Source organism: Protofrankia sp. Cas3, from assembly GCF_963555955.1.
In the GTDB taxonomy this organism is placed as follows: domain Bacteria; phylum Actinomycetota; class Actinomycetes; order Frankiales; family Frankiaceae; genus Protofrankia.
In genome coordinates, this window is record NZ_CAUVXP010000052.1 from 1 (window position 1) to 18,781 (window position 18,781).

Genomic DNA, 18,781 nt, shown 5'->3' on the forward strand with positions numbered 1-18,781 from the left:
GCTCCGGTGGCGTTCCAGCACAGCGACCATCCGGCCGGACTCCTGCAAGCGATCCCGGCCATACTGGCGTACCGTCTCCAGCATCCGATAGCGGACGGCGCCCTCGTATTCCTCGGTGACGAGGACAGACTTGTTCACCAACCCACGGACGAGGTTCGCAACGTCACCGGACGTGACCGTTCCACTGGCGCAGATCTCCTCGGCCGCGTGCAGATCGAAACCGCCGACGCAAACCGACAGGTCGGCCCAGACCCTCTGCTCCTCAGTTGAACACAGACTGAAACTCCACTCGATCAAAGCTCGCAGCGTCCGCTGACGCTTCGGCGCGCTGCGGCTGCCGTGGACGAGAAGCCGAATCTGATCGCCGAGCCGCTCGAGGACCTGCGCCGGCGACATCACCGACAGCCAGGCCGCGGCCAACTCGATGGCCAGCGGAACGCCGTCGAGCCGTTGACACAGACCCGCTACCGCAGCGCCATTGCCCTCGGTGAGAGCAAAGCCCGACCGGACGGCAACCGCACGGTCAACGAACAGGCGCACAGCATCATAATGCGTCAGACCCTCGCCTGACAGCCGTTGGTCAACGTTCGGAACTGACAAAGGTGGTACGACCAAAACCTGTTCACCCGCGACCCCGAGCGGCTGCCGACTCGTCGCCAAGATCCGCAGATCCGGACATGATCGCAACATCGCGTCAGCGAGCTGCGCACAAGAATTGACCAGGTGCTCACAATTATCCAACACCAGGAGCAGATGCCGCGACGCCAAATGATCCACGAGCGTTGCCTGCACCGACCGGTTCGACCGATCCAGCAGTCCCAGCGCGCGGATCACGGTATACGCCAACAACTCCGGATCATCGAGCTCAGCCAACTCGACGGCCCACACCCCATCCGGAAACGCCCGCCACCGCTCCCCAGTGAGACGGAACGCCAACCGCGTCTTGCCCACCCCACCAGGACCAGTCAGCGTCAACAGCCGCGACACCGACAGCAAACGCCTCGCTTCGCTCAACTCGCGCCGCCGGCCCACGAAACTGGTCAGATCCGGGACCAGCCGGCTATCCCGAGAGCGCTTCGCAGTCATGCCTATGCCCGCGCACCCTAGCCGACAGCCCCAAAAGCCGCATCGTCACTCCCTGACTCAGTTGTTTTGCTGTGAGACACATGACGATCGAAGGGCACACTGACGCCCCTGAAGGAGCTGCGCCATGACTTCGGGGATGATCGCTCCTGCCTGGATGCACCAGCGGATCACGGCGGAGCCGACGCCGGTCGGGTGTCACCGGGCAAGCGCGCCCTGTTCGCGCACCGCATCTTGACGGCGTCCGCGTCAGCTCTTAGGTTCAACCATTAAGGACGGACGGGGTGAGGGGCGGATGGCGGCGGAGCATGAGGCGTTCAGGCGCTCGGTGCTGGCGTTCGGCGCCCGGGAGATCGCGCCGATCGCGGCCGACGTCGACAGAAAGGACCAGCTTCCGCCGGAGATCGTCGAGCGGTTCGTCGACCTGGGTCTGATCCAGTTGATGATCCCGGAGCGCTTCGGTGGCCCCGGCGCCGACCTGACCTCGGTCTGCGTCGCCCGGGAGGCGGTTGCCGAGAGCGGGTCCATGGCGCTGGCTCAGCTCGCCGGGCAGAACGGGATCGTCGCCTATCCGCTGCTGGCGTACGGCAGCCAGGAGCAGCAGGAGCGGTTCCTCCCCGAGCTGGCCAAGGGCGCCATCGCCTGTGTCTGCCTCAGCGAGGCCGGGGCGGGCTCGGACCCGACGGCGATGACGACCCGGGCCCGCCGCGACGGCGGCTCCTGGGTCCTCAGCGGGCAGAAGTCGTGGATCAGCTACGGCAAGGCGGCCCGTTACGCGCTGGTCTTCGCCAGAACCAGCGAGCCGGTTCCCGCCCGCGGCGGCGGTGGGATCAGCGCATTCCTGGTGGAGACCGACAGGCCCGGTTTTGTCGAGGGCCGGCACAACGTCAAGATGGGCGGCCGCGGTATCCCCAACGTCGAGGTGTTCTTCGACGAGCTACGGGTGCCCACCGAGAACATGCTCGGCGACAAGGGGGACGGCTTCCGGGCGGCTATGCGGGCGTTGCATCTCATGCGCCCGCCGATCGGCGCAATCGCCGTGGGTGGGGCCCAGGCCGCGTTCGGCTACGCCCGGGACTACGCGAAGCAGCGATACCAGGGGCGTCATTCCCTGGTCGAATACCAGGGCCTGCGGTGGATGCTCGCCGACATGGCGACCCGCGTGGAGGCGGCGCGCTGCCTGCTCTACGAATGCGTCCGCCAGGTCGACCAGGGGGCCCCGCTCGAGTCCATCGCGACCATCTCCTCGATGGCCAAGTGGATGACCGCGAAAACCGCGATGCGGGTGACCACCGACGCCGTCCAGGTGCTCGGGGCCGCCGGCTACATGGACGACCACCCGGTGGAGCGGTATATGCGGGACGCGAAGCTGACCACCATCTACGAGGGCACTAGCCAGATCCAGCTCAACACCATCGCCCGCGGCCTGATCCGCTCGGCCGCGCCCCGGGCGGTCGCGCCCCGCTGGGCCGCCGCGCACCAGGCCGGCAACGGACGCGTCCACCACCGATCGGAGCAGGTGAGGAGCTGACATGCGCCTGGATGCTGAACACGAAATGTTCCGCGACGCGGTCGCCGAAATGGTCGCCGACCGCGTCGCGCCGATCGCCGCCGAGGTCGACGAGTCCGACCGGTTCCCCGAGGAACTGATCGAGGTCTTCGGGGACATGGGCCTACTCCAGCTCGCCGTGCCGGAAGACTACGGCGGGCCCGGCGGGGACCTCACGTCTACCTGTATCGCTCGGGAGGAAATCGCCAAGGGTGGGCTCACCGGGCTCGGCCAGCTCGGTGGCCAGTGCGGCGTGTTCGTCCAGCCGCTGCTGAACTTCGGTACCGAACAGCAGAAGCAGCGATTCCTGCCCGAGATCGCCAAAGGCAGGTCGCTCACCTGCCTCGCGATGTCCGAGCCTGACGCCGGCTCCGACCCGGCGGCAATGCGCACCAGAGCGGTCAGGGACGGCTCGTCCTGGGTCATCAACGGCCAAAAATCCTACATCACCTGGGGCAGCGTCGCAAAATACGCACTGGTGATGGCCCGCACGAACGACCAGCCCCGGGGCGCGGGCATCAGCGCCTTCATCGTCGACACCGCCACCCCCGGTTTCGTGGTCGGCGCGCAGGACCGCAAGATGGGCCAGCACGGCGTGCCGAACGTGTCGCTGTTCTTCGAGGACCTGCGGGTGCCCGAGGAGAACATGCTCGGCGAGGAGGGCAAGGGCTTCCGGGCCGCGCTACGTTCCCTGCACATCAACCGGCCGACGATCGGCGCGATGGGCATCGGCGGCGCGCAGGCTGCGCTCGACTACGCGATCGCCTACTGCGAGCGGCGGGAGGTCAAGGGCCGGCCGGTCGCGGCGTTCCAGGGCCCGCGCTGGATGATCGCGGAGGCGGCCACCCAGCTCGAGGCGACCCGCTGCCTGGTCTACGAGGTGGCCCGCCAGTTCGACGCGGGTGTGCCGCACGAGGAGCTGGTCACCATCTCCTCGATGGCCAAGGCGTTCGCCGCGGACGTGTGCATGGCTGTCACGACGACCTGCGTCCAACTGCTCGGCGGCGCCGGGTACATGCGAGACCACCCCGTCGAGCGGCTCTTCCGTGACGCCAAGCTGATCGCCATTCTGGAGGGCACCACGGAGATCCAGAAAGAGATCATCGCTCGTGGGGTGATCGGGTGACCGACGTCGACGTCCTCATCGTGGGCGCCGGTCCGGTTGGGTTGGCCCTCGCCGGCGACCTGGCCTGGCGAGGGGTGCCCAGCACGCTCCTCGAGCGCGGCGACGGCTCGATCTACCAGCCGAAGATGGATCTGGTCGGCATCCGCACGATGGAGCACTGCCGGCGCTGGGGCATCGTCCAGGATGTGGTGGACTCGCCCTACCCCCGCGACTACCCGCAGGACAACGCCTACGTCACCGCCCTCAACGGCTACGAGCTCGGCCGGGAAAGGGTCCCGGCGATGGCGGCCGCGGTCCCGCCGCCGCAGAGCCCGCAGATCCGGGAACGGTGTCCGCAGGACATGTTCGACCCGATCCTGCGCCGGTTTGTGACCTCCTTCGATCGAGTTACTCTGCGTTACCGTACGGAGCTGGTCGACCTCGTCGAACACCCCGACCACGTCGAGGTGACGCTGCGTGACATCGGCGGAACGGGCGCCGAGCGGCGGTGCACCGCCCGGTACGTGGTCGGCTGTGACGGGGCGTCCAGCGCCGTGCGTGACCTCGCCGGCATCCCGATGAGCGGAACGCCGGCCCTGACCTACACGACCAATATCATCTTTCGGTGCCGGGACCTGCCCGACCGCCACGACAAGGCCAAGGCCTACCGGTTCATCGTCATCGGTCCGGAGGGCACCTGGGCGACGATCGTCGCCATCAACGGCGCCGACCGCTGGCGGATGTCGTTGATCGGGGACGCCATGCCGCGGGTCTGGTCCGCCGCCGAGATCCACGAAGCGATCCTGCGGGCCGTGGGCGCCCCCATCGACTACGAGATCGAGACGGTCGTCCCGTGGACCCGCGGGGAGCTCGTCGCCGACCGCTACGGCACCGCGCGGGTGTTCGTCGCCGGCGACGCCGCCCACGTGATGTCCCCCACCGGCGGCTTCGGCATGAACACCGGTATCGGGGACGCCGTCGACCTGTCCTGGAAGCTCGCCGCCACCCTCGACGGGTGGGGCACCCCCGGCCTGCTCGCCTCCTACGAGGACGACCGCCGCCCGGTGGCGGTGCGCAACGTCGCCGAGGCCAGCCGGAACCTGGCCCGGATGTTGTCGCCGCGCAACGAGCTCCGGCCACCCCCCGAATTCCTGGACCCCGGTGACGCCGGCGAGCGCGCCCGCCGGTCCCTCGGCGAAGGCTTCGCCGCGCGGATGAAGCACGAGTGGCACACCCTGGGCATCCACCTCGGCTACCGCTACAACTCCCAGGTGCTGGTCCCGGACGGCTCCCCGGAGCCGCCGGACGAGAAGATGACCTACACCCAGACAACCTATCCCGGCGCGCGGGCACCACACGTCTGGCTCCCCGACGGCCGCTCCACCCTCGACCTGTTCGGCCGAGGTTTTGTCCTCCTCCGGCTCGGAACCGGCGCGGCCGCGGACACCGCGGGCACCGCCGGGGCAGACACGGCTGCCTTCGCGGAGGCGGCCGCCAGCCGCGGGGTGCCGCTGTCCGTCATCAGCCTCGACGGGCCGGACGTGGTCGCCGCGTACGAGACCCGGTACGTGCTCGTCCGGCCGGACGGACACGTCGCCTGGCGCGCCGACAGACCGCCCGCCGACCCCGGCTTCGTCCTCGACACGGTCCGTGGCGGGTACGCCGGGCGACGGTCCGCGCCCCCCTTCCAGCACGCTCCGACACGGGAGGTTCCGGTATGAGACTGGCTCGCTTTGCCACCGCGGCCGCGGGAGCCGGCGCGGCGATCGGCGTGATCCGCGACGCGGGCGAGGGGGACGCGGAGCTGGTCGACATCACCGACCTGTCCCCGGTCCCGGCCGGCAGCTGGCCCCCGGTCGCCGACGTGGCGCTCATCGCCGCGTTCGGCGAGCTACGGCCGCGCATCACCGAAGCGCTGGCGACCCGGCCCGGCGTCGCGTTGGCGTCGGCGCGCCTGCTCGCGCCGGTCGGCTGGCCGAGCAAGCTGCTGGCCTACCCGGCGAACTACCACGCCCACATCGCCGAAATGACCTCGAAGAACCGCGCCGACCGCAACGGCTTCTTCCTCAAGGCGCCCTCGTCGCTCAGTGGGCCGGCCGAGCCCATCGTGCTGCCGGATCTGCCCGGGCGGGAGATCCACCACGAGTGCGAACTGGCGATCATCATCGGGCGGGGTGGGCGGCACATCTCCCGCCCGGACGCGCTCGGGCACATCTTCGGGTACTCCTGCCTGATCGACGTGACCGTGCGCGGCGCCGAGGAACGGGTGATGCGCAAGTCCTACGACACCTTCACGCCGCTTGGCCCGTGGATCGTCACCGCCGACGAGGTCGCCGACCCGGACCAGCTCGACGTGGCCCTGACCGTCAACGGTGAGCTGCGGCAGAAGGCCAACACCCGTTCCCTCATCGTCGACGTACGCGAGATGATCGTCCTCGCCTCGTCGGTCACTACGCTGCATCCGGGCGACGTGATCGCGACCGGGACCCCCGAGGGCGTGGGTCCCCTGCGACCGGGCGACGAGGTGACCATCGCCATCGAGTCGGTGGGCAGCATGTCCGTCCCGGTGATCCGGGGCGTCGGCGGCACGAACATCGCGTTCGACTACGAGCCTCCTACATCCGGGGGCCCAGCGGCCGGGTCGAGCGGTCCGTAGCCGCCCGGCCGGCCGGGACCGCGCCGGTATCGAATTGACCGAACAACCTGGATTGCCGAGAACGACATGAGGTGCCGAGTGGATGTCGTGGCCGTGCGGCGGCAGGGGCGGCGCGTCGCCTGCTACGACTGGGGCGGCGCGGGTCCACCCGTGGTGCTGCTCCATCCGGCCGGCTTCTGCGCCGGGCTGTTCGGCCCGCTGGCCGCGGAGATCGCCGGGGTGGTCCGACCGGTCGCCCTGGATCTTCCCGGCCACGGGCGATCCGAGGCGCTGCCCGACGGAGTCCCCCTGACCTTTACTGAGGCGGCCCACGACGCTGCGGCGGTGCTGTCCGCGCTGGGTATCGAGCGCCCCCTGGTGGTGGGGATGTCCTTCGGTGGCGGGGTCGCGGTGCTGCTCGCGGAGCTGTTGGGCGAGCTGGGGGTGCCGCCGGTGGGCGTCGTCCTCGCGGAGGCGATCGTCGTCGACGTCGCCACCGAGCCCGCCGGACCTGGTTCCTATGTCGGCGGCCGGCGAAGCGCCGCCGCGGCGGCCCGCTGGCGCGCGGTGTTCCCGAGCCGCGTCGAGCTGGACGACCACCTGCGCACCCGGCGACCGTTCGCCGAGTTCACCCCGGCTGTCCGGGCCGCCTACGCCGCCGCCGGCACCCGGCCGCGCCCGGACGGGTCCGTCGAGCTGTGCTGCCATCCCGACGACGAGGCCCGCGCGTACCTGGGAAGTTGGCACAGCGTCAGTACGCCGGCCGCCTGGGCGGCGCTCGGCCGCCTGTCCTGTCCGACGGTGGTGGCCGCGGGCGCCGAGTCACACCTGCCGCGCCGGTGGTTCGAGCAACAGGCGGCGCGGATCGGGGTTCCGCTGCAGATGGCTCGGCGCCATCACCTGTTCGGCTACGAGGACCCCGCAGCCTTCGCCGACCTGATCCTCCCCCGAGCCGGTTCGCCGGGCTGGCCGGCCGCGCGGGCGAAGGCGCCCGCCCCGGCCGACCGGATGCGCCGCGACGCCCTGTCGGCATGACGGTACCGGGGCAGTCCATGACGTTCCACGACATCGCCGCGGGTCGTCGGCGGCGGGTATCGACAGGTGAGGGAGGGGACGATGAGCTGTGTACTGATTCACGGTGGAACGGTCGTCGACGGCACTGGTGCGGCCGCCTATGGCGCCGACGTACGGGTTCGGGACGGGGTCATCACCGAGGTGGGGCCAGGGCTGCGGGCCGAGGGCGGCGATGAGCAGACGCTGGATGCCTCCGGTGCCTACGTCGCCCCCGGTTTCATCGACGCCCACACCCACCTGGACCCCTCGCTGTTCTGGGATCCGCTGTGCGATCCGATGCCGCAGCACGGGGTCACCACGGTCGTGACGGGCAACTGCTCCCTGTCGCTGGCGCCGCTGCGTCCACAGGACCGGCAGGCCGTCACCACGATCTTCGCGTTCGTCGAGGACATCCCGCGGGAGGCTTTCGAGCAGGCCGTGCCGTGGTCATGGTCGACGTTCGCGGAGTTCCGCGACTGCCTGGTCGCTCGCGGCGGCACCGCCGTCAACGCCGCGTACTTCGTCGGCCACACCCCGCTGCGGATGTTCGTTATGGGTGACGCGGCCTGGGAACGCGCGGCGACCGCCGCGGAGCGGGAGCAACTCGCCGCCGTGTTGGACGACTGCCTGCGGGCTGGCGCCTTCGGCCTGTCGACGTCGATGTTCGACGAGGACCCGACCGGGCGCCCGGTGCCCAGCGTGCTCGCGGACGACGCCGAACACGCTGCCCTGATCGACGTGCTCGCCCGCTACGACGCCCCGCTGGAGTTTATCCCCCGCCAGCAGCTGAGGTACATGGCGGGTGACGTCGGCCGGTTCGTCGAGCTGTGTGCCCCGCGCGGCGTCGCCTCGTCCTGGCTCGGGATCTACCACAACGAACGGTCCGAGCGGGCCTTCCACGAGATGCTCGACCGGGCCGCCGCCTGGCAGAACGAGGGAATCCGGGTCTACCCGCAGGTCACCCCGCGGACGATGGACGTCCGGCCGAACTTCTTCGGCGGCATGAGCTTCATGAATCTCGCCCAGGGGTGGAACCGCGCCATCCAGGCCGACGAGGCGGAGAAACGGCGGCTGCTCGCCGACCCGGACTGGCGCCGGGTCGCGCGGGAGGAGTGGGACACCGTCACCTTCAACCCGTTCCCGCACCGGGTACCCGACCGCGTGCGGATCATGGCCGCCAGGCGGCCGGAGAACCAGCCGTTCGTCGGCCGCACGCTGGCCGACCTGGTGGCGGCGCGCGGCGGCCATCCCTCGGACGTGCTGGCGGACTGGGTACTCGAGGAGGATCTCGTGCCCGACATCGTCGGGGTCGGACTGTCCAACTACGACCCCGACGGCGTCGCGGCGCTGCTGCGTCACCCGGGCGCGCTGGTGTCCAACAGTGACGCCGGAGCGCACCTCACCATGTTCTGCGCCGCCGGCGACACCACGCTGCTGCTGGCGCGGCACGTCCGCGAGCGCGGCGACTTCACCGTCGAGGAGGCGGTGCACGCGCTGACCGGTCGCCAAGCTGACGCGTTCAACCTGAGTCACCGCGGCCGGATCGCGCCGGGGCTCGCCGGGGACCTGACCGTCTTCGCGCTGGCGGATCTCGCCTGGGAGCCCGACAGCTTTGTTGCCGACCTGCCCGGCGGCGGGAAGCGGCTGCGTCGGCCTGCGGGCGGGTTCCGGCACACGGTCGTCGCCGGCACGGTGACGCAGTCCGAGGGCACGCTGACGGGAGCCCGACCGGGCGGATTCGTCGGCCGTGGCGAGGCGACGCCGGTATGACGCGATCGAGCCCGCGGCCGGACGTACGACCAGGTGCGGTTGATAGGGACGTCGACCGAAGGGAGAGCGTGCCGTGGGGACAGCACTGGACGGGTATTTCGATGAACTCGCCGAACGGTCCTTCGGGCCGGGGTGGGCCAAGCCCGAGCCGTCGCTCTACCCGGAGCCGAAAAGGGATTTTCCGCCGTTTCATTGGCGCTACACCGATGCCCGAGCGGCTTTGCATGCGGCGGGGGAGTTCGTGTCGGTGGAGTTCGCCGAACGCCGCAACCTGATCTGCGTCAACCCGAAGAAGGGCAACACCTACGCCTCGACGCCGAACCTGGTCGCGGCCTACCAGATGGTTCTCCCGCACGAGTCCCCCCGGGCGCATCACCACACGCCCAGCGCCCTGCGGGTGGCCGTCGACGTCCCCCCGGGCACCTACACCGTCGTCGACGGCACCCGCATCGACATGGCCGGCGGCGACGTCCTGTTGACCCCCAACTGGCGGTGGCACGGGCACGGAAACGACAGCGACGAGGAGGCGTACTGGATCGACATCCTCGACGTGCCGCTGATCCACCAGCTGCGGGCCATGTTCTTCGAGACCCACCCGGACCTGCGCCAGACGATCGAGCACGCCGATCCGGCCTCTCCGATGCGGTTCGCCGCGGCGGAACTCGCACGGTCGGCGCCGGAGATCGCGCCAGGCGTGCGGCGGGCCGCGTTCGGCGCCGACCACCTGCTGACGATCGAGCTGGAGGCGCTGAGCTTGGCCGGCGGGGCGTCGCTGCCCGCCCGTCGCACGACCACCAGCAGCCTGCTCATCCCGCTGTCGGGCGCGGTCGTCGTCGACGTCGAGGACGTCGAGGACGGCGCGTCGACCTTCACGGCGTCGCGCGGCGACGTGGTGGCGATCCCGCCGTGGTGGCGGCACCGGGTGACCGCCGGCGAGGACGCGGTCGTGCTCCGGGCGAGCGACGAACCGCTGCTGCGTCACCTGCGTCTCTACCGGGAGGAAATCAGCGGGTGACCGGGCGGGCGATCGTGTCCGCCGGTGGTCGTCACGCGTCCCGACGCAGGGCGGTGGAGACGGCGCCGGTGATCTCGCCGACCGGCCGGTCCCCGATTTCGCGTAGCCAGAAGTCGTGGACCGACGCCAGGTTGGCTGCCATCTCCGCGGCCGCCGCGTCGGCGTCGCGCCGGCGCAGGTGCTCCAGGATCTTCACCCGGTGCCGGACGGTCGCGTCGCTCCTGATCGGGCCGAGGGCAAGCGATATCTCGCGGATGACGCCCATCACCGAGTCATGGATGATCTTCAGTACGGGGTTGCCAGTCAGCTCGGCGAGCATGTCGTGGAACTGCATGTTGACCTGCGCGACGTGGGGCCAGTCCGCGGCGGCCGCGTAGGCGACGGCGGCGTCGACGTTCGCGCCGAGGCGGTCGAGATCAGTCTCGGTCGCGCGTTGGCTGACCACCCGGACGACCGTGGTGCTGAGCCACAGCCGGGCCTCGGTCAGGTCGGCCAGCGAGAAGGCCGCGAGATGCATCATGTCGGCGAGGCTCCGCGTGACGATCTCCGGCCGGCCCGTGCAGACGAACGCGCCGCCGTAGCGGCCCGTGCGCAGCTCGATCATCCCGGTGATCTCGAGCATCCGCAGTGCTTCGCGGACCATGTTGCGGCTGACCTGGAACTGTTCGGCCAGCGCACGTTCTGACGGCAGCCGGTCGCCGATCTTGACCTTCTGCCGGCGGATGAGGTCCTGGAGCTGGCGGATGACCTCGTCGAAGGTCCGGCTTGCGCGAGCGGGCGAGACGAGCGGGCGACCCGAGGCGATCATCACCGCGCCCGACGCGGGAGGTGACGGCAGTTCCTCCTCCCCTGCCGAGGGGGTGGGGCACCGACGTGGGTCTGTGGTCCGGACGCCACGAGCGCCTCCCTGTCGTTGCTGTATCACCCTGATCACCCTATCGGTACTAGCCAACACTCTATGGTACTACCGTTGACGCGGCCTCCATCACGATGCCCGCCCGCTCCGTTGACCGCACCGGACCGGCAGTGTTATATGGTTGAACCATGAGATGGGTCGGTGGCGCCGCGCCAGGATGCGCGTGATGGAACGTATCCCCGGTGGGTGAGGACAGCGGAACGGGCGAGCCCGTCACGTACCAGGTGGTCGACGGCTCCACCGCGGTGCTGACGCTCAGTCGAGCGGATCGGTTGAACGCGCTGACCTATGAGCTGATGGCGCGGATGGACGGACTGCTCGAGCGCGCGGCGACCGATGACGCGGTGCGCGCGGTCGTCATCACGGGTGCCGGCCGCGGGTTCTGTGCCTGCGCCGACCGGGACATGCTGGCGGGCCTGGGCCGCAGCGGCACCGTTCACGCCGACGTCGTGCGGATCCAGCGCAACATGCGCACCGCGCTGCTGCTGCGCGAGATGCCGAAGGTAACCATCGCCGCGGTCAACGGGGCGTGCGCGGGTGCCGGACTGTCCTGGGCCTGGGCCTGGGCCTGTGCCTGCGACCTGCGCTACGCCGACGCCACCGCGGTTTTCGTCACCGCCTTCGGCGCCGCCGGACAGTCCGGCGACTACGGCGGGACCTGGACGCTGCCGCGCATCGTCGGTCCCGGGCTCGCCCGCGAGCTGTACTTCACCGGCGTCCGGGTGGACGCCGCGCGGGCGCTGCAGATCGGCCTGGTCGAGGCCGTCGTGCCGGCGGGCGGCGTGCTGGCGCACGCGCTCGGCGTGGCCCGCCAGGTCGCGGCTGCGCCCCCGCTGGCGGTGGAGGCGATGAAGGCGAACTTCCGGGACGGGGAACGGTTGGGGTTCGCCGACCACCTGGCGGCGGAGGCCGAGCGGATGGCCCACAACGCCCGAACCGAGGACGCGGCAGAGGCGAACGCCGCCCGCCGCGCTGGACGGCCGGCCGCCTACCACCGGCGATGAAAGCCCATGCCCGGGCCGCCGGAGGCGCCGCTCGCGTCCCGGCGGTCCCTCGCGCCACCAACCCCCGAGGGCAGTCCGACGTTCGACAAGGAGCCTGATGACATCGCTTATCGTGCGGGGCGGGACGGTGGTCGACGGGACCGGCGGACCGGGCCGCCACGCGGACGTCAGGGTCCGGGACGGACGCGTCGTCGAGGTGGCCGAGGGCCTGCGCCCGGACGGTGAGCCGGAGCTCGACGCCTCCGGGGCCGTCGTCGCCCCCGGTTTCATCGACACCCACACCCACGTCGATCCGCAGGTGTTCTGGGACCCGGCCGCGGACCCGCTGGCGCTGCACGGCGTCACGACCGCGCTGACCGGCAACTGCTCCCTGTCGCTGGCCCCGGTCCGGCCGGAACACCGGGAGGCGGTCGGTGGCCTCTTCTGCTATGTGGAGGATCTGCCCCGCGACGTCTTCGACGGGGCGGTGGACTGGAGCTGGTCGTCGTACGCCGAGTACCGGGCGGCCCTGCGCCGGCGGGGATTCGGCATCAACCTTGCCGCCCAGGTCGGGCACACCCCGCTGCGGCTGTGGGCGATGGGTGAGGCCGCCTGGGAACGCCCGGCGACCGAGACGGAGCGCCGGGCCATCGCCGCGGCGCTCGACGACTCGTTGGCTGCCGGCGCCTTTGCCCTGTCCACCTCGTTCTTCGACGAGGACGCGGACAAACGCCCGGTGCCGTCCCGCCTCGCCGACGACGAGGAGTTCACCGCCCTTCTCGACGTGGTCGCGGACCACCGCGCATTCCTCTCCTACATCCCCAACGTGGCGCGGCGGCGCTTTCACGACGACGTCGACCGGATGGCCCGGCTGTGCCGCCCCCGCGGGGTGCTCGCCACCTACAACGGTGTCGTCCACGACGACCAGCACCCCGACCAGCTCCGGTCGGCCCTGGGCCGGGCGGCCGCGTTGCAGGCGGAAGGCGACCTCGTCTACCCGCAGATCACCCCCCGCACCATGGACATCCGATTCAACTGGTCCGGCGGGATGTCGTTCTTCGCGCTGACCGCGGGCTGGCATCGACTCGTGCAGGCCCCCGCCTCTGAGAAACGCCGGCTGCTCGGCGACCCGCGGTGGCGGGCGGTGGCCCGCGCGGAATGGGACTCCGTGCCGCGCACGATGTTCCGCCACCACGAACACGGCATGCTGCGACTGGTCTCCGTGACCCGGCCGGAACACGAAAAGTGGGTCGGCCGCACCTTCGCCGACCTGGTGGCCGACCGGGGCGGCCACCCCAGCGACGTCCTCGCCGACTGGCTCGTCGGCAACGATCTCGACCCGGGCATCGTCGCGGTCGGCGTCTACAACGCCGACGTCGACGCGGTGGCTGACGCGTTGGTCCATCCGGCCGGGATCATCTCCAACAGCGACGCCGGGGCCCACCTCCAGATGATGTGCGCCGCCGGCGACACCACCCTGGTCCTGACCCGGCACGTCCGCGAACGCGGCGACCTGACCCTCGAAGACGCCGTCCACCAGCTCACCGGCCGGCAGGCGCGGCTGTTCGGCTTCGCCGGGCGGGGCGTGGTCGAGGTCGGCGGGCACGCCGACCTGGTCGTGTTCGACCTGGACGAACTGCGCTACCGGCCGGAGGAGTTCGTCCACGACCTGCCGGGCGGAGCCAGCCGACTACGCCGGGCCGGCGGTGGCTACCGGGCCACCGTGGTGTCCGGTGTGGTAACCCAGGAAGCGGACCGCGCAACCGGCGCCCAGCCCGGAACGCTGCTCGACGCCCGGCGGTAAGGGACACACCGACATTGGCGCGTCGCCAGGAACGCCACGTCGCGTACCCGGCGGCCAAACGGGCCCGCATCTCTCCGCCGACACGATTCGGTTTTCCTACGAGGCCGATCGAGCGCCGCGGTGCAAGGAGTCCACGGATCTCCGACATCCCACCCTGTTCCCAATCTGTAACAGCAACGCAACAGCAGGGTGCTGGATGTTTACGTCAGATGCGCGAGTGGCTCACCCGAGGAGCTCGCCGGCACCACGTTGCACGAACTCAAGGATGCGGCGGGCGAGTTGGTTACCGGTCAGTCCGAATTTGTGTAGGACTTCGTCGGGGTCCCCGGACTCGCCGTAGCGGTCGTGTATCCCGCAGCGGAGCAGGGGTGTAGGTAGCCGCTCGGAGAGGAACTCGGCGATCGCGCCGCCGAAGCCTCCGGCGATCTGCGCCTCCTCCGCGGAGACGACGCGGCCGGTCTTGGCGACGCTCGCGAGCAGGGTGTTCTCGTCCAGCGGCTTGATCGTGGGCAGGTGGACGACCTCGGCCGAGACGCCGTGGCGTTCGAGGTTCTCCGCGGCGACCAGCAGGTGGTAGGTCATCGTGCCGGTGCCGGCGAGCGTCACGTCGCCGCCCGCACGAAGAATGTACGCCTGACCGAGCGTGAACGCCGCGTCGTCTGTAGTGAAGACCGGGGTGCTGGCCCGGGCCAGCCGCAGGTAGCTGGGCAGTCCGTTGAACGCCAGCGCCAGTGTGGCCTTCTCGGCTTCCACGCTGTCACCGGGGGCGACGACGACCATGTTCGGCATCACCCGCATGAGGGCAATATCCTCGAGCATCTGGTGGGTCGCGCCGTCCGGGCCGACGTTCAGCCCGGCATGCGAGCCTACGATCTTGACCGGCCGATCGTTCAGCGCGGCCGTGGTCTTGATCTGCTCCCAGTTCCGGCCGGGACTGAACGCGGCATAGCTGCTGGTAAACGGGATGCGCCCGGTCGCGGCCATGCCGCTGGCCACTGTCACCAGGTTCTGCTCGGCGACGCCGACCTCGACAAATCGCTCTGGGAACGCATCGCGGAAGAGGTGCATCTGCGTGCTCTCCGCGAGGTCGGCGCAGATGGCGACAATACGGTCGTCCTGCTTCCCGGCGGCGAGCAGGCCGCGGCCAAAGCCCATACGGATCGGCTCCCGCCTCGTGACCTCGCCAGTCACGGAGATCACCGGGGTACTGGCGGTCATCGGGCGGCTCCTACCGCGGTCAGTGCGCGGACGGCGTCGGCGGCCTGATCGGCGTTCGGGACCTTCCCGTGCCAGGTGTAGTCCCCTTCCATGAATGGGACGCCCTTGCCCGGCACGGTGTTCGCGATAATCACGCTGGGGCGCGAGGCTTCGGCCTTGGCCACGTTCACGGCGTCGACGAGCGCGGCGATGTCGTGGCCGTCGACCTCCAGGACATGCCAGCCGAAGGTCGACCATTTTCCGGCGAGGTCACCCAGCGGCATGACGTCCTCGGTGTCACCGTCGATCTGGATGAAGTTGCGGTCGACGATGCCGATCAGCTGGCTGAGCCGGTACTTGCTGGCATACATCGCCGCTTCCCAGACGTTGCCCTCGTTCAGCTCCCCGTCGCCCATGACGACATAGACCCAGCGGTCCGACCGGTGGTCAAGGTGCTGGAACACGTGCGCATATCCGGCCCCCTGGGACAGGCCGCTGCCGAGGGGGCCGCTGGTGTTCTCCAGCCCGGGCAGCGCATGCCGCTCCGGATGGCCCTGGAGGCGACTCCCGAGCCGGCGCAGCGTGCCCAGCTCCTCGAGCGGGAAGTAGCCGGAGTGCGCCATCGCCGCGTACAGCACCGGTGCCGTGTGGCCGTTGCTCAGCAACATGATGTCGCGGTCCGGCCAGTCCGGCTGCTCGGGTCGATGGCGCAGCAGATTGAAGTACAGGGCGGCGAAGATGTCGGCCAGGCCGAGCGGGCCGGCGCTGTGGCCGCTCTTGGCGGCCGCGAGCATCGTCACGATCGAGACCCGCACGCGGCGCGCGTGTTCGTTCAGGTCATCCAGCTCGCCGGGATCCAGCCGAAGTGGGTGAGGCGCGGTCACGCGGGTCCCTCCAGACCTTCGAATGCGCCGATGCCTGGTGCCACCGGCCTCTACCTGCCGAGAGCGGGCGCCCTTGACAAGCTATGAAAGCTATCATACGTATAATAGACGGAAGGACGGGAGGTGCTCGATGGATCTGGGGATCGCGGGTCAGGTGGCCGTGGTAACCGGCGGGAGCCGGGGGCTGGGCGCGGGCATCTGCGCCGCCTTGGCCGCCGAGGGCGCCCACGTCATGGTCTGGGATCAGGACCGGGAGTCCGGTGACCAGCTGGCCGGGAAGATCCGCGGCGATGGCCTGCGCGCCGAAGCCGTGGTGGCAGACGTCCGGGACGCCGCCGCGGTGCGAGCTACCGTCTCCGGCATTGCCGCGAAGCACGGATCTATCGAGATCCTCGTCAACTGCGCTGGCCTGTCCCGCGACGCGCCCTTGGTGACGATGACCGACGAGGAGTGGCAGACCGTCATCGACGTCTGCCTGACCGGGCCGTTCCATGTCACGCGAGCGGTGGCACCGCACATGCTCGCGAAGAACTACGGCCGGATCATCAACATCTCCTCACGCGCCTACCGGGGGGACATCAACAAGGCCAACTATGCGGCCGCCAAGGCCGGCCTGGTCGGATTCACCAGCGCACTGGCCCTCGAGCTGGCGAAGTCCAACATCACCGCCAACGCCATCGCGCCCGGCTACATCGTGACCGATCGCGTCCGGACCCTGCCCTTCTACGAGCAGATCCGGGGGCGGGCGATGGCCCTGACCCCGGCTGGGAGACCCGGCGAGCCAGCCGATATCTCAGCCGCTGTGCTCTACCTGGCCGCTGCCCAGTCGGGCTTCATCACCGGCGAGGTGCTCACGATCGCGGGCGGCCGCCTGCGCTGACCGGCGAGGCACCGCCTCTCCCCTCCGGCCGCCCGCGCCGGGCCCGGCCGCTGCACCGACGGGAACAGACGACATGACCATCAAGGCTACGGCCCTCACTCCGGACATCGGCGTCGATCTCGCGGGCGTGGAACTGGAGAAGGACGCGTATGACCGGCACTTCATCGACCAGCTCCGCACGGCCCTGAACGAGCACCTGGTCGTCCGGATCAGGAACCAGCGGATCTCACCGCGGACGATGACGAGCATCGCCGGGTACTTCGGCCCGCTGCTGGACATCCGCCGCGCGGGCGGAAACGCCCTGCACGTGCCCGGCCACGACATGATCAAGGTCATCTCCAACGAGAACGACCCCGAAACCGGCCGCCCGCTGGGAGACGGAAACTGCTCAGCCCAGGTCTGGCACAGCGACAGCACCATCTGGGAAGTGCCGACCGGGCACATTGCCTTCTACTGCCGCACCGCCCCCACGCCACCGCCCACGACCTACTTCCTGAATATGACCAAGGTTTACGAGTCACTGCCCGAGAAGACCAAAGAGCGCATCAAGTCGCTCAAGGTCATGCACCACGTGTTCCTCCGGCAGATCGAAGTCGCGATAGCCAGGGATGCGCCGTCCCTCCCCCTCGAGGACCGCCGGGTGGGCCGGATCCATCCCCTGGTGCGGCGGCACATTCCCACCAACCGCCCCGCGCTCTACCTGCCCGTCCGCCGCGACAGCCTCATCGTCGGATGGACCGAGCGGGACAGCCGGGCGCTGCTGGACGAACTGTGGGAACACACGAACGCCAGTCCCTGCTCTGTCAGCGCCGCACTCGAGCCGGATGACTTCATCATCTGGGACAACACCGCCACGGTGCACAGCCGGGATGGGTGGCCCGAAAGCCAAGGACGCACGATGTGGCATGTATCCGCGGAGGGTGAGGTCCCGACACCGCGCTTCGGCGAGCGGGTACCGAACACGACCGGGCTGAGCCCGCAGGAGGCGAAGGCCGCGTCGGCGCCGTTCATGCAGACCATCCCGGCCGTATGAGCCGCGGCGACGCCGGGACGGTGCGCATCTGGCATCAGTCCATGGCCACCCTGTCCGAGTTCGGTCAGTACCAGGACCTCCTGCGGGCGCACATCGCCAAGGTGATGCCGCAGGACGTCACGGTGGACATTCACGGTGCCCAGGCGAAGTCCTACGGCGGACGTCCCCCAGCCCACGTGCTGCGCTATCCGTACCTGAAGTACCGCATCCAGACCCAGGCCATCGAGGCATGCCGGCAAGCTGAGGCGGCGGGCTACGACGCGGTGGCGATGGCCACGTTCGGTGATCCGTATCTGCGGGAATGCCGGTCCATGGTCGGGATCCCGGTTGCGTCGATGCCGGAGAGCTGCCTGTTCGTAGCCTCGTCGCTCGCCGCCCGCTCCGCGCTGATCTGCCTGACACCCACGAGCATCCCACGTGTCCGGGAGCTGGTCGACGGGCACGGGATGACCTCCCGGGTGAGCGGCATCTACTCGCTGGATCCGCCGGCTTCCGAGCATGTGCTCGTCCAGCTGATGGCCGGCCAGGAGCTGGGGAACTTCACCGACAGCCTGCAGCGGGCGGCTGAGCTGGCCGCGACGGCGGGCGCCGAGATGCTGATACCCGCCGAAGGCGCCCTCAACGAGCTCTTGTGGTCCCGCGGCATCACGTCGATCGCGGGCCTGCCAGTCCTCGACGCACTCGGCGTGACGCTGTCCTACACCCGCCTGCTCGTCCACCTGCAGCGGTACGACGGGATGGAGACCAGCCGGGTCTCCACGTTCGCCCGGCCACCCGCCGACTGGGTGGCCGACATCGAGGCCGCCCTACAGCCGGAGCGGCGATGACCGCGTACCCCAGCGCCGGCCCCGCCTCCCCGCGGGTCAGCAGCGTG

16 protein-coding genes are annotated in these 18,781 nt (G+C 70.0%); 12 read left to right on the plus strand and 4 right to left on the minus strand.

Annotated elements, in window-relative coordinates; translation table 11 throughout:
* A partial coding sequence (locus U9983_RS12020) for an ATP-binding protein (RefSeq protein WP_322754096.1) occupies positions 1-1,086 on the minus strand: 1,086 nt, incomplete at its 3' end.
* 292 nt (positions 1,087-1,378) lie between these two features.
* On the opposite strand from U9983_RS12020, the gene U9983_RS12025 reads away from it, so the two are divergent.
* From U9983_RS12025 to U9983_RS12055, 7 genes are all read left to right on the plus strand, one after another.
* A complete protein-coding gene (locus U9983_RS12025) occupies positions 1,379-2,614 on the plus strand; it encodes an acyl-CoA dehydrogenase family protein (RefSeq protein ID WP_322754097.1) in 1,236 nt (411 codons plus the stop codon).
* Position 2,615: 1 nt separating this feature from the next.
* On the plus strand, positions 2,616-3,758 hold the full coding sequence (locus U9983_RS12030) for an acyl-CoA dehydrogenase family protein (RefSeq protein WP_322754098.1): 1,143 nt from the start codon (positions 2,616-2,618) through the stop codon (positions 3,756-3,758).
* Positions 3,755-5,458 carry an FAD-dependent monooxygenase gene (locus U9983_RS12035; RefSeq protein WP_322754099.1) on the plus strand — a complete coding sequence of 568 codons (1,704 nt, stop codon included), beginning with the start codon at positions 3,755-3,757 and terminating at the stop codon, positions 5,456-5,458. The genes U9983_RS12030 and U9983_RS12035 overlap by 4 nt, the downstream gene beginning before the upstream one ends.
* Complete coding sequence (locus tag U9983_RS12040; RefSeq protein ID WP_322754100.1) at positions 5,455-6,393, plus strand: fumarylacetoacetate hydrolase family protein; 939 nt, start codon at positions 5,455-5,457, stop codon at positions 6,391-6,393. The genes U9983_RS12035 and U9983_RS12040 overlap by 4 nt, the downstream gene beginning before the upstream one ends.
* A gap of 78 nt (positions 6,394-6,471) precedes the next feature.
* The gene (locus tag U9983_RS12045; protein WP_322754101.1) at positions 6,472-7,407 is read left to right on the plus strand and encodes an alpha/beta hydrolase; all 936 of its coding nucleotides are present in this window, start codon (positions 6,472-6,474) and stop codon (positions 7,405-7,407) included.
* Between the two features lie 81 nt (positions 7,408-7,488).
* Positions 7,489-9,195 (plus strand): N-acyl-D-amino-acid deacylase family protein, encoded by a 1,707-nt coding sequence (locus tag U9983_RS12050; protein WP_322754102.1) that lies wholly within the window; start codon positions 7,489-7,491, stop codon positions 9,193-9,195.
* Between the two features lie 73 nt (positions 9,196-9,268).
* Entirely contained in the window at positions 9,269-10,210 is a 942-nt protein-coding gene (locus U9983_RS12055) for a cupin domain-containing protein (RefSeq protein ID WP_322754103.1), read from the plus strand.
* A 31-nt stretch (positions 10,211-10,241) separates the two neighbouring features.
* Here the strand turns inward: U9983_RS12055 and U9983_RS12060 are convergent, their stop codons facing one another.
* Positions 10,242-11,135 (minus strand): FadR/GntR family transcriptional regulator, encoded by an 894-nt coding sequence (locus U9983_RS12060; protein WP_322754104.1) that lies wholly within the window; start codon positions 11,133-11,135, stop codon positions 10,242-10,244.
* 173 nt (positions 11,136-11,308) lie between these two features.
* Here U9983_RS12060 and U9983_RS12065 point away from each other — a divergent pair, with 173 nt between their 5' ends.
* Positions 11,309-12,130 (plus strand): enoyl-CoA hydratase/isomerase family protein, encoded by an 822-nt coding sequence (locus U9983_RS12065; RefSeq protein WP_322754105.1) that lies wholly within the window; start codon positions 11,309-11,311, stop codon positions 12,128-12,130.
* Between the two features lie 97 nt (positions 12,131-12,227).
* Complete coding sequence (locus U9983_RS12070) at positions 12,228-13,913, plus strand: N-acyl-D-amino-acid deacylase family protein (protein ID WP_322754106.1); 1,686 nt, start codon at positions 12,228-12,230, stop codon at positions 13,911-13,913.
* 222 nt (positions 13,914-14,135) lie between these two features.
* On the opposite strand, the gene U9983_RS12075 is transcribed toward U9983_RS12070, so the two are convergent.
* On the minus strand, positions 14,136-15,131 hold the full coding sequence (locus U9983_RS12075; protein WP_322754107.1) for a transketolase family protein: 996 nt from the start codon (positions 15,129-15,131) through the stop codon (positions 14,136-14,138).
* Positions 15,128-15,994, minus strand: a complete 867-nt coding sequence (locus U9983_RS12080) for a transketolase (RefSeq protein ID WP_322754108.1) — start codon at positions 15,992-15,994, stop codon at positions 15,128-15,130. The genes U9983_RS12075 and U9983_RS12080 overlap by 4 nt, the downstream gene beginning before the upstream one ends.
* A 130-nt stretch (positions 15,995-16,124) precedes the next feature.
* Here U9983_RS12080 and U9983_RS12085 point away from each other — a divergent pair, with 130 nt between their 5' ends.
* The 3 genes from U9983_RS12085 to U9983_RS12095 all read left to right on the plus strand — a co-directional run bounded on the left by U9983_RS12085 (position 16,125) and on the right by U9983_RS12095 (position 18,734).
* Positions 16,125-16,874: a 3-oxoacyl-ACP reductase FabG gene (locus U9983_RS12085; RefSeq protein WP_322754109.1), complete on the plus strand. Its 750-nt coding sequence runs from the start codon at positions 16,125-16,127 to the stop codon at positions 16,872-16,874.
* A gap of 73 nt (positions 16,875-16,947) precedes the next feature.
* On the plus strand, positions 16,948-17,907 hold the full coding sequence (locus tag U9983_RS12090; RefSeq protein ID WP_322754110.1) for a TauD/TfdA family dioxygenase: 960 nt from the start codon (positions 16,948-16,950) through the stop codon (positions 17,905-17,907).
* On the plus strand, positions 17,904-18,734 hold the full coding sequence (locus U9983_RS12095) for an aspartate/glutamate racemase family protein (protein WP_322754111.1): 831 nt from the start codon (positions 17,904-17,906) through the stop codon (positions 18,732-18,734). The genes U9983_RS12090 and U9983_RS12095 overlap by 4 nt, the downstream gene beginning before the upstream one ends.
* The last annotated feature ends 47 nt before the right edge of the window (positions 18,735-18,781 follow it).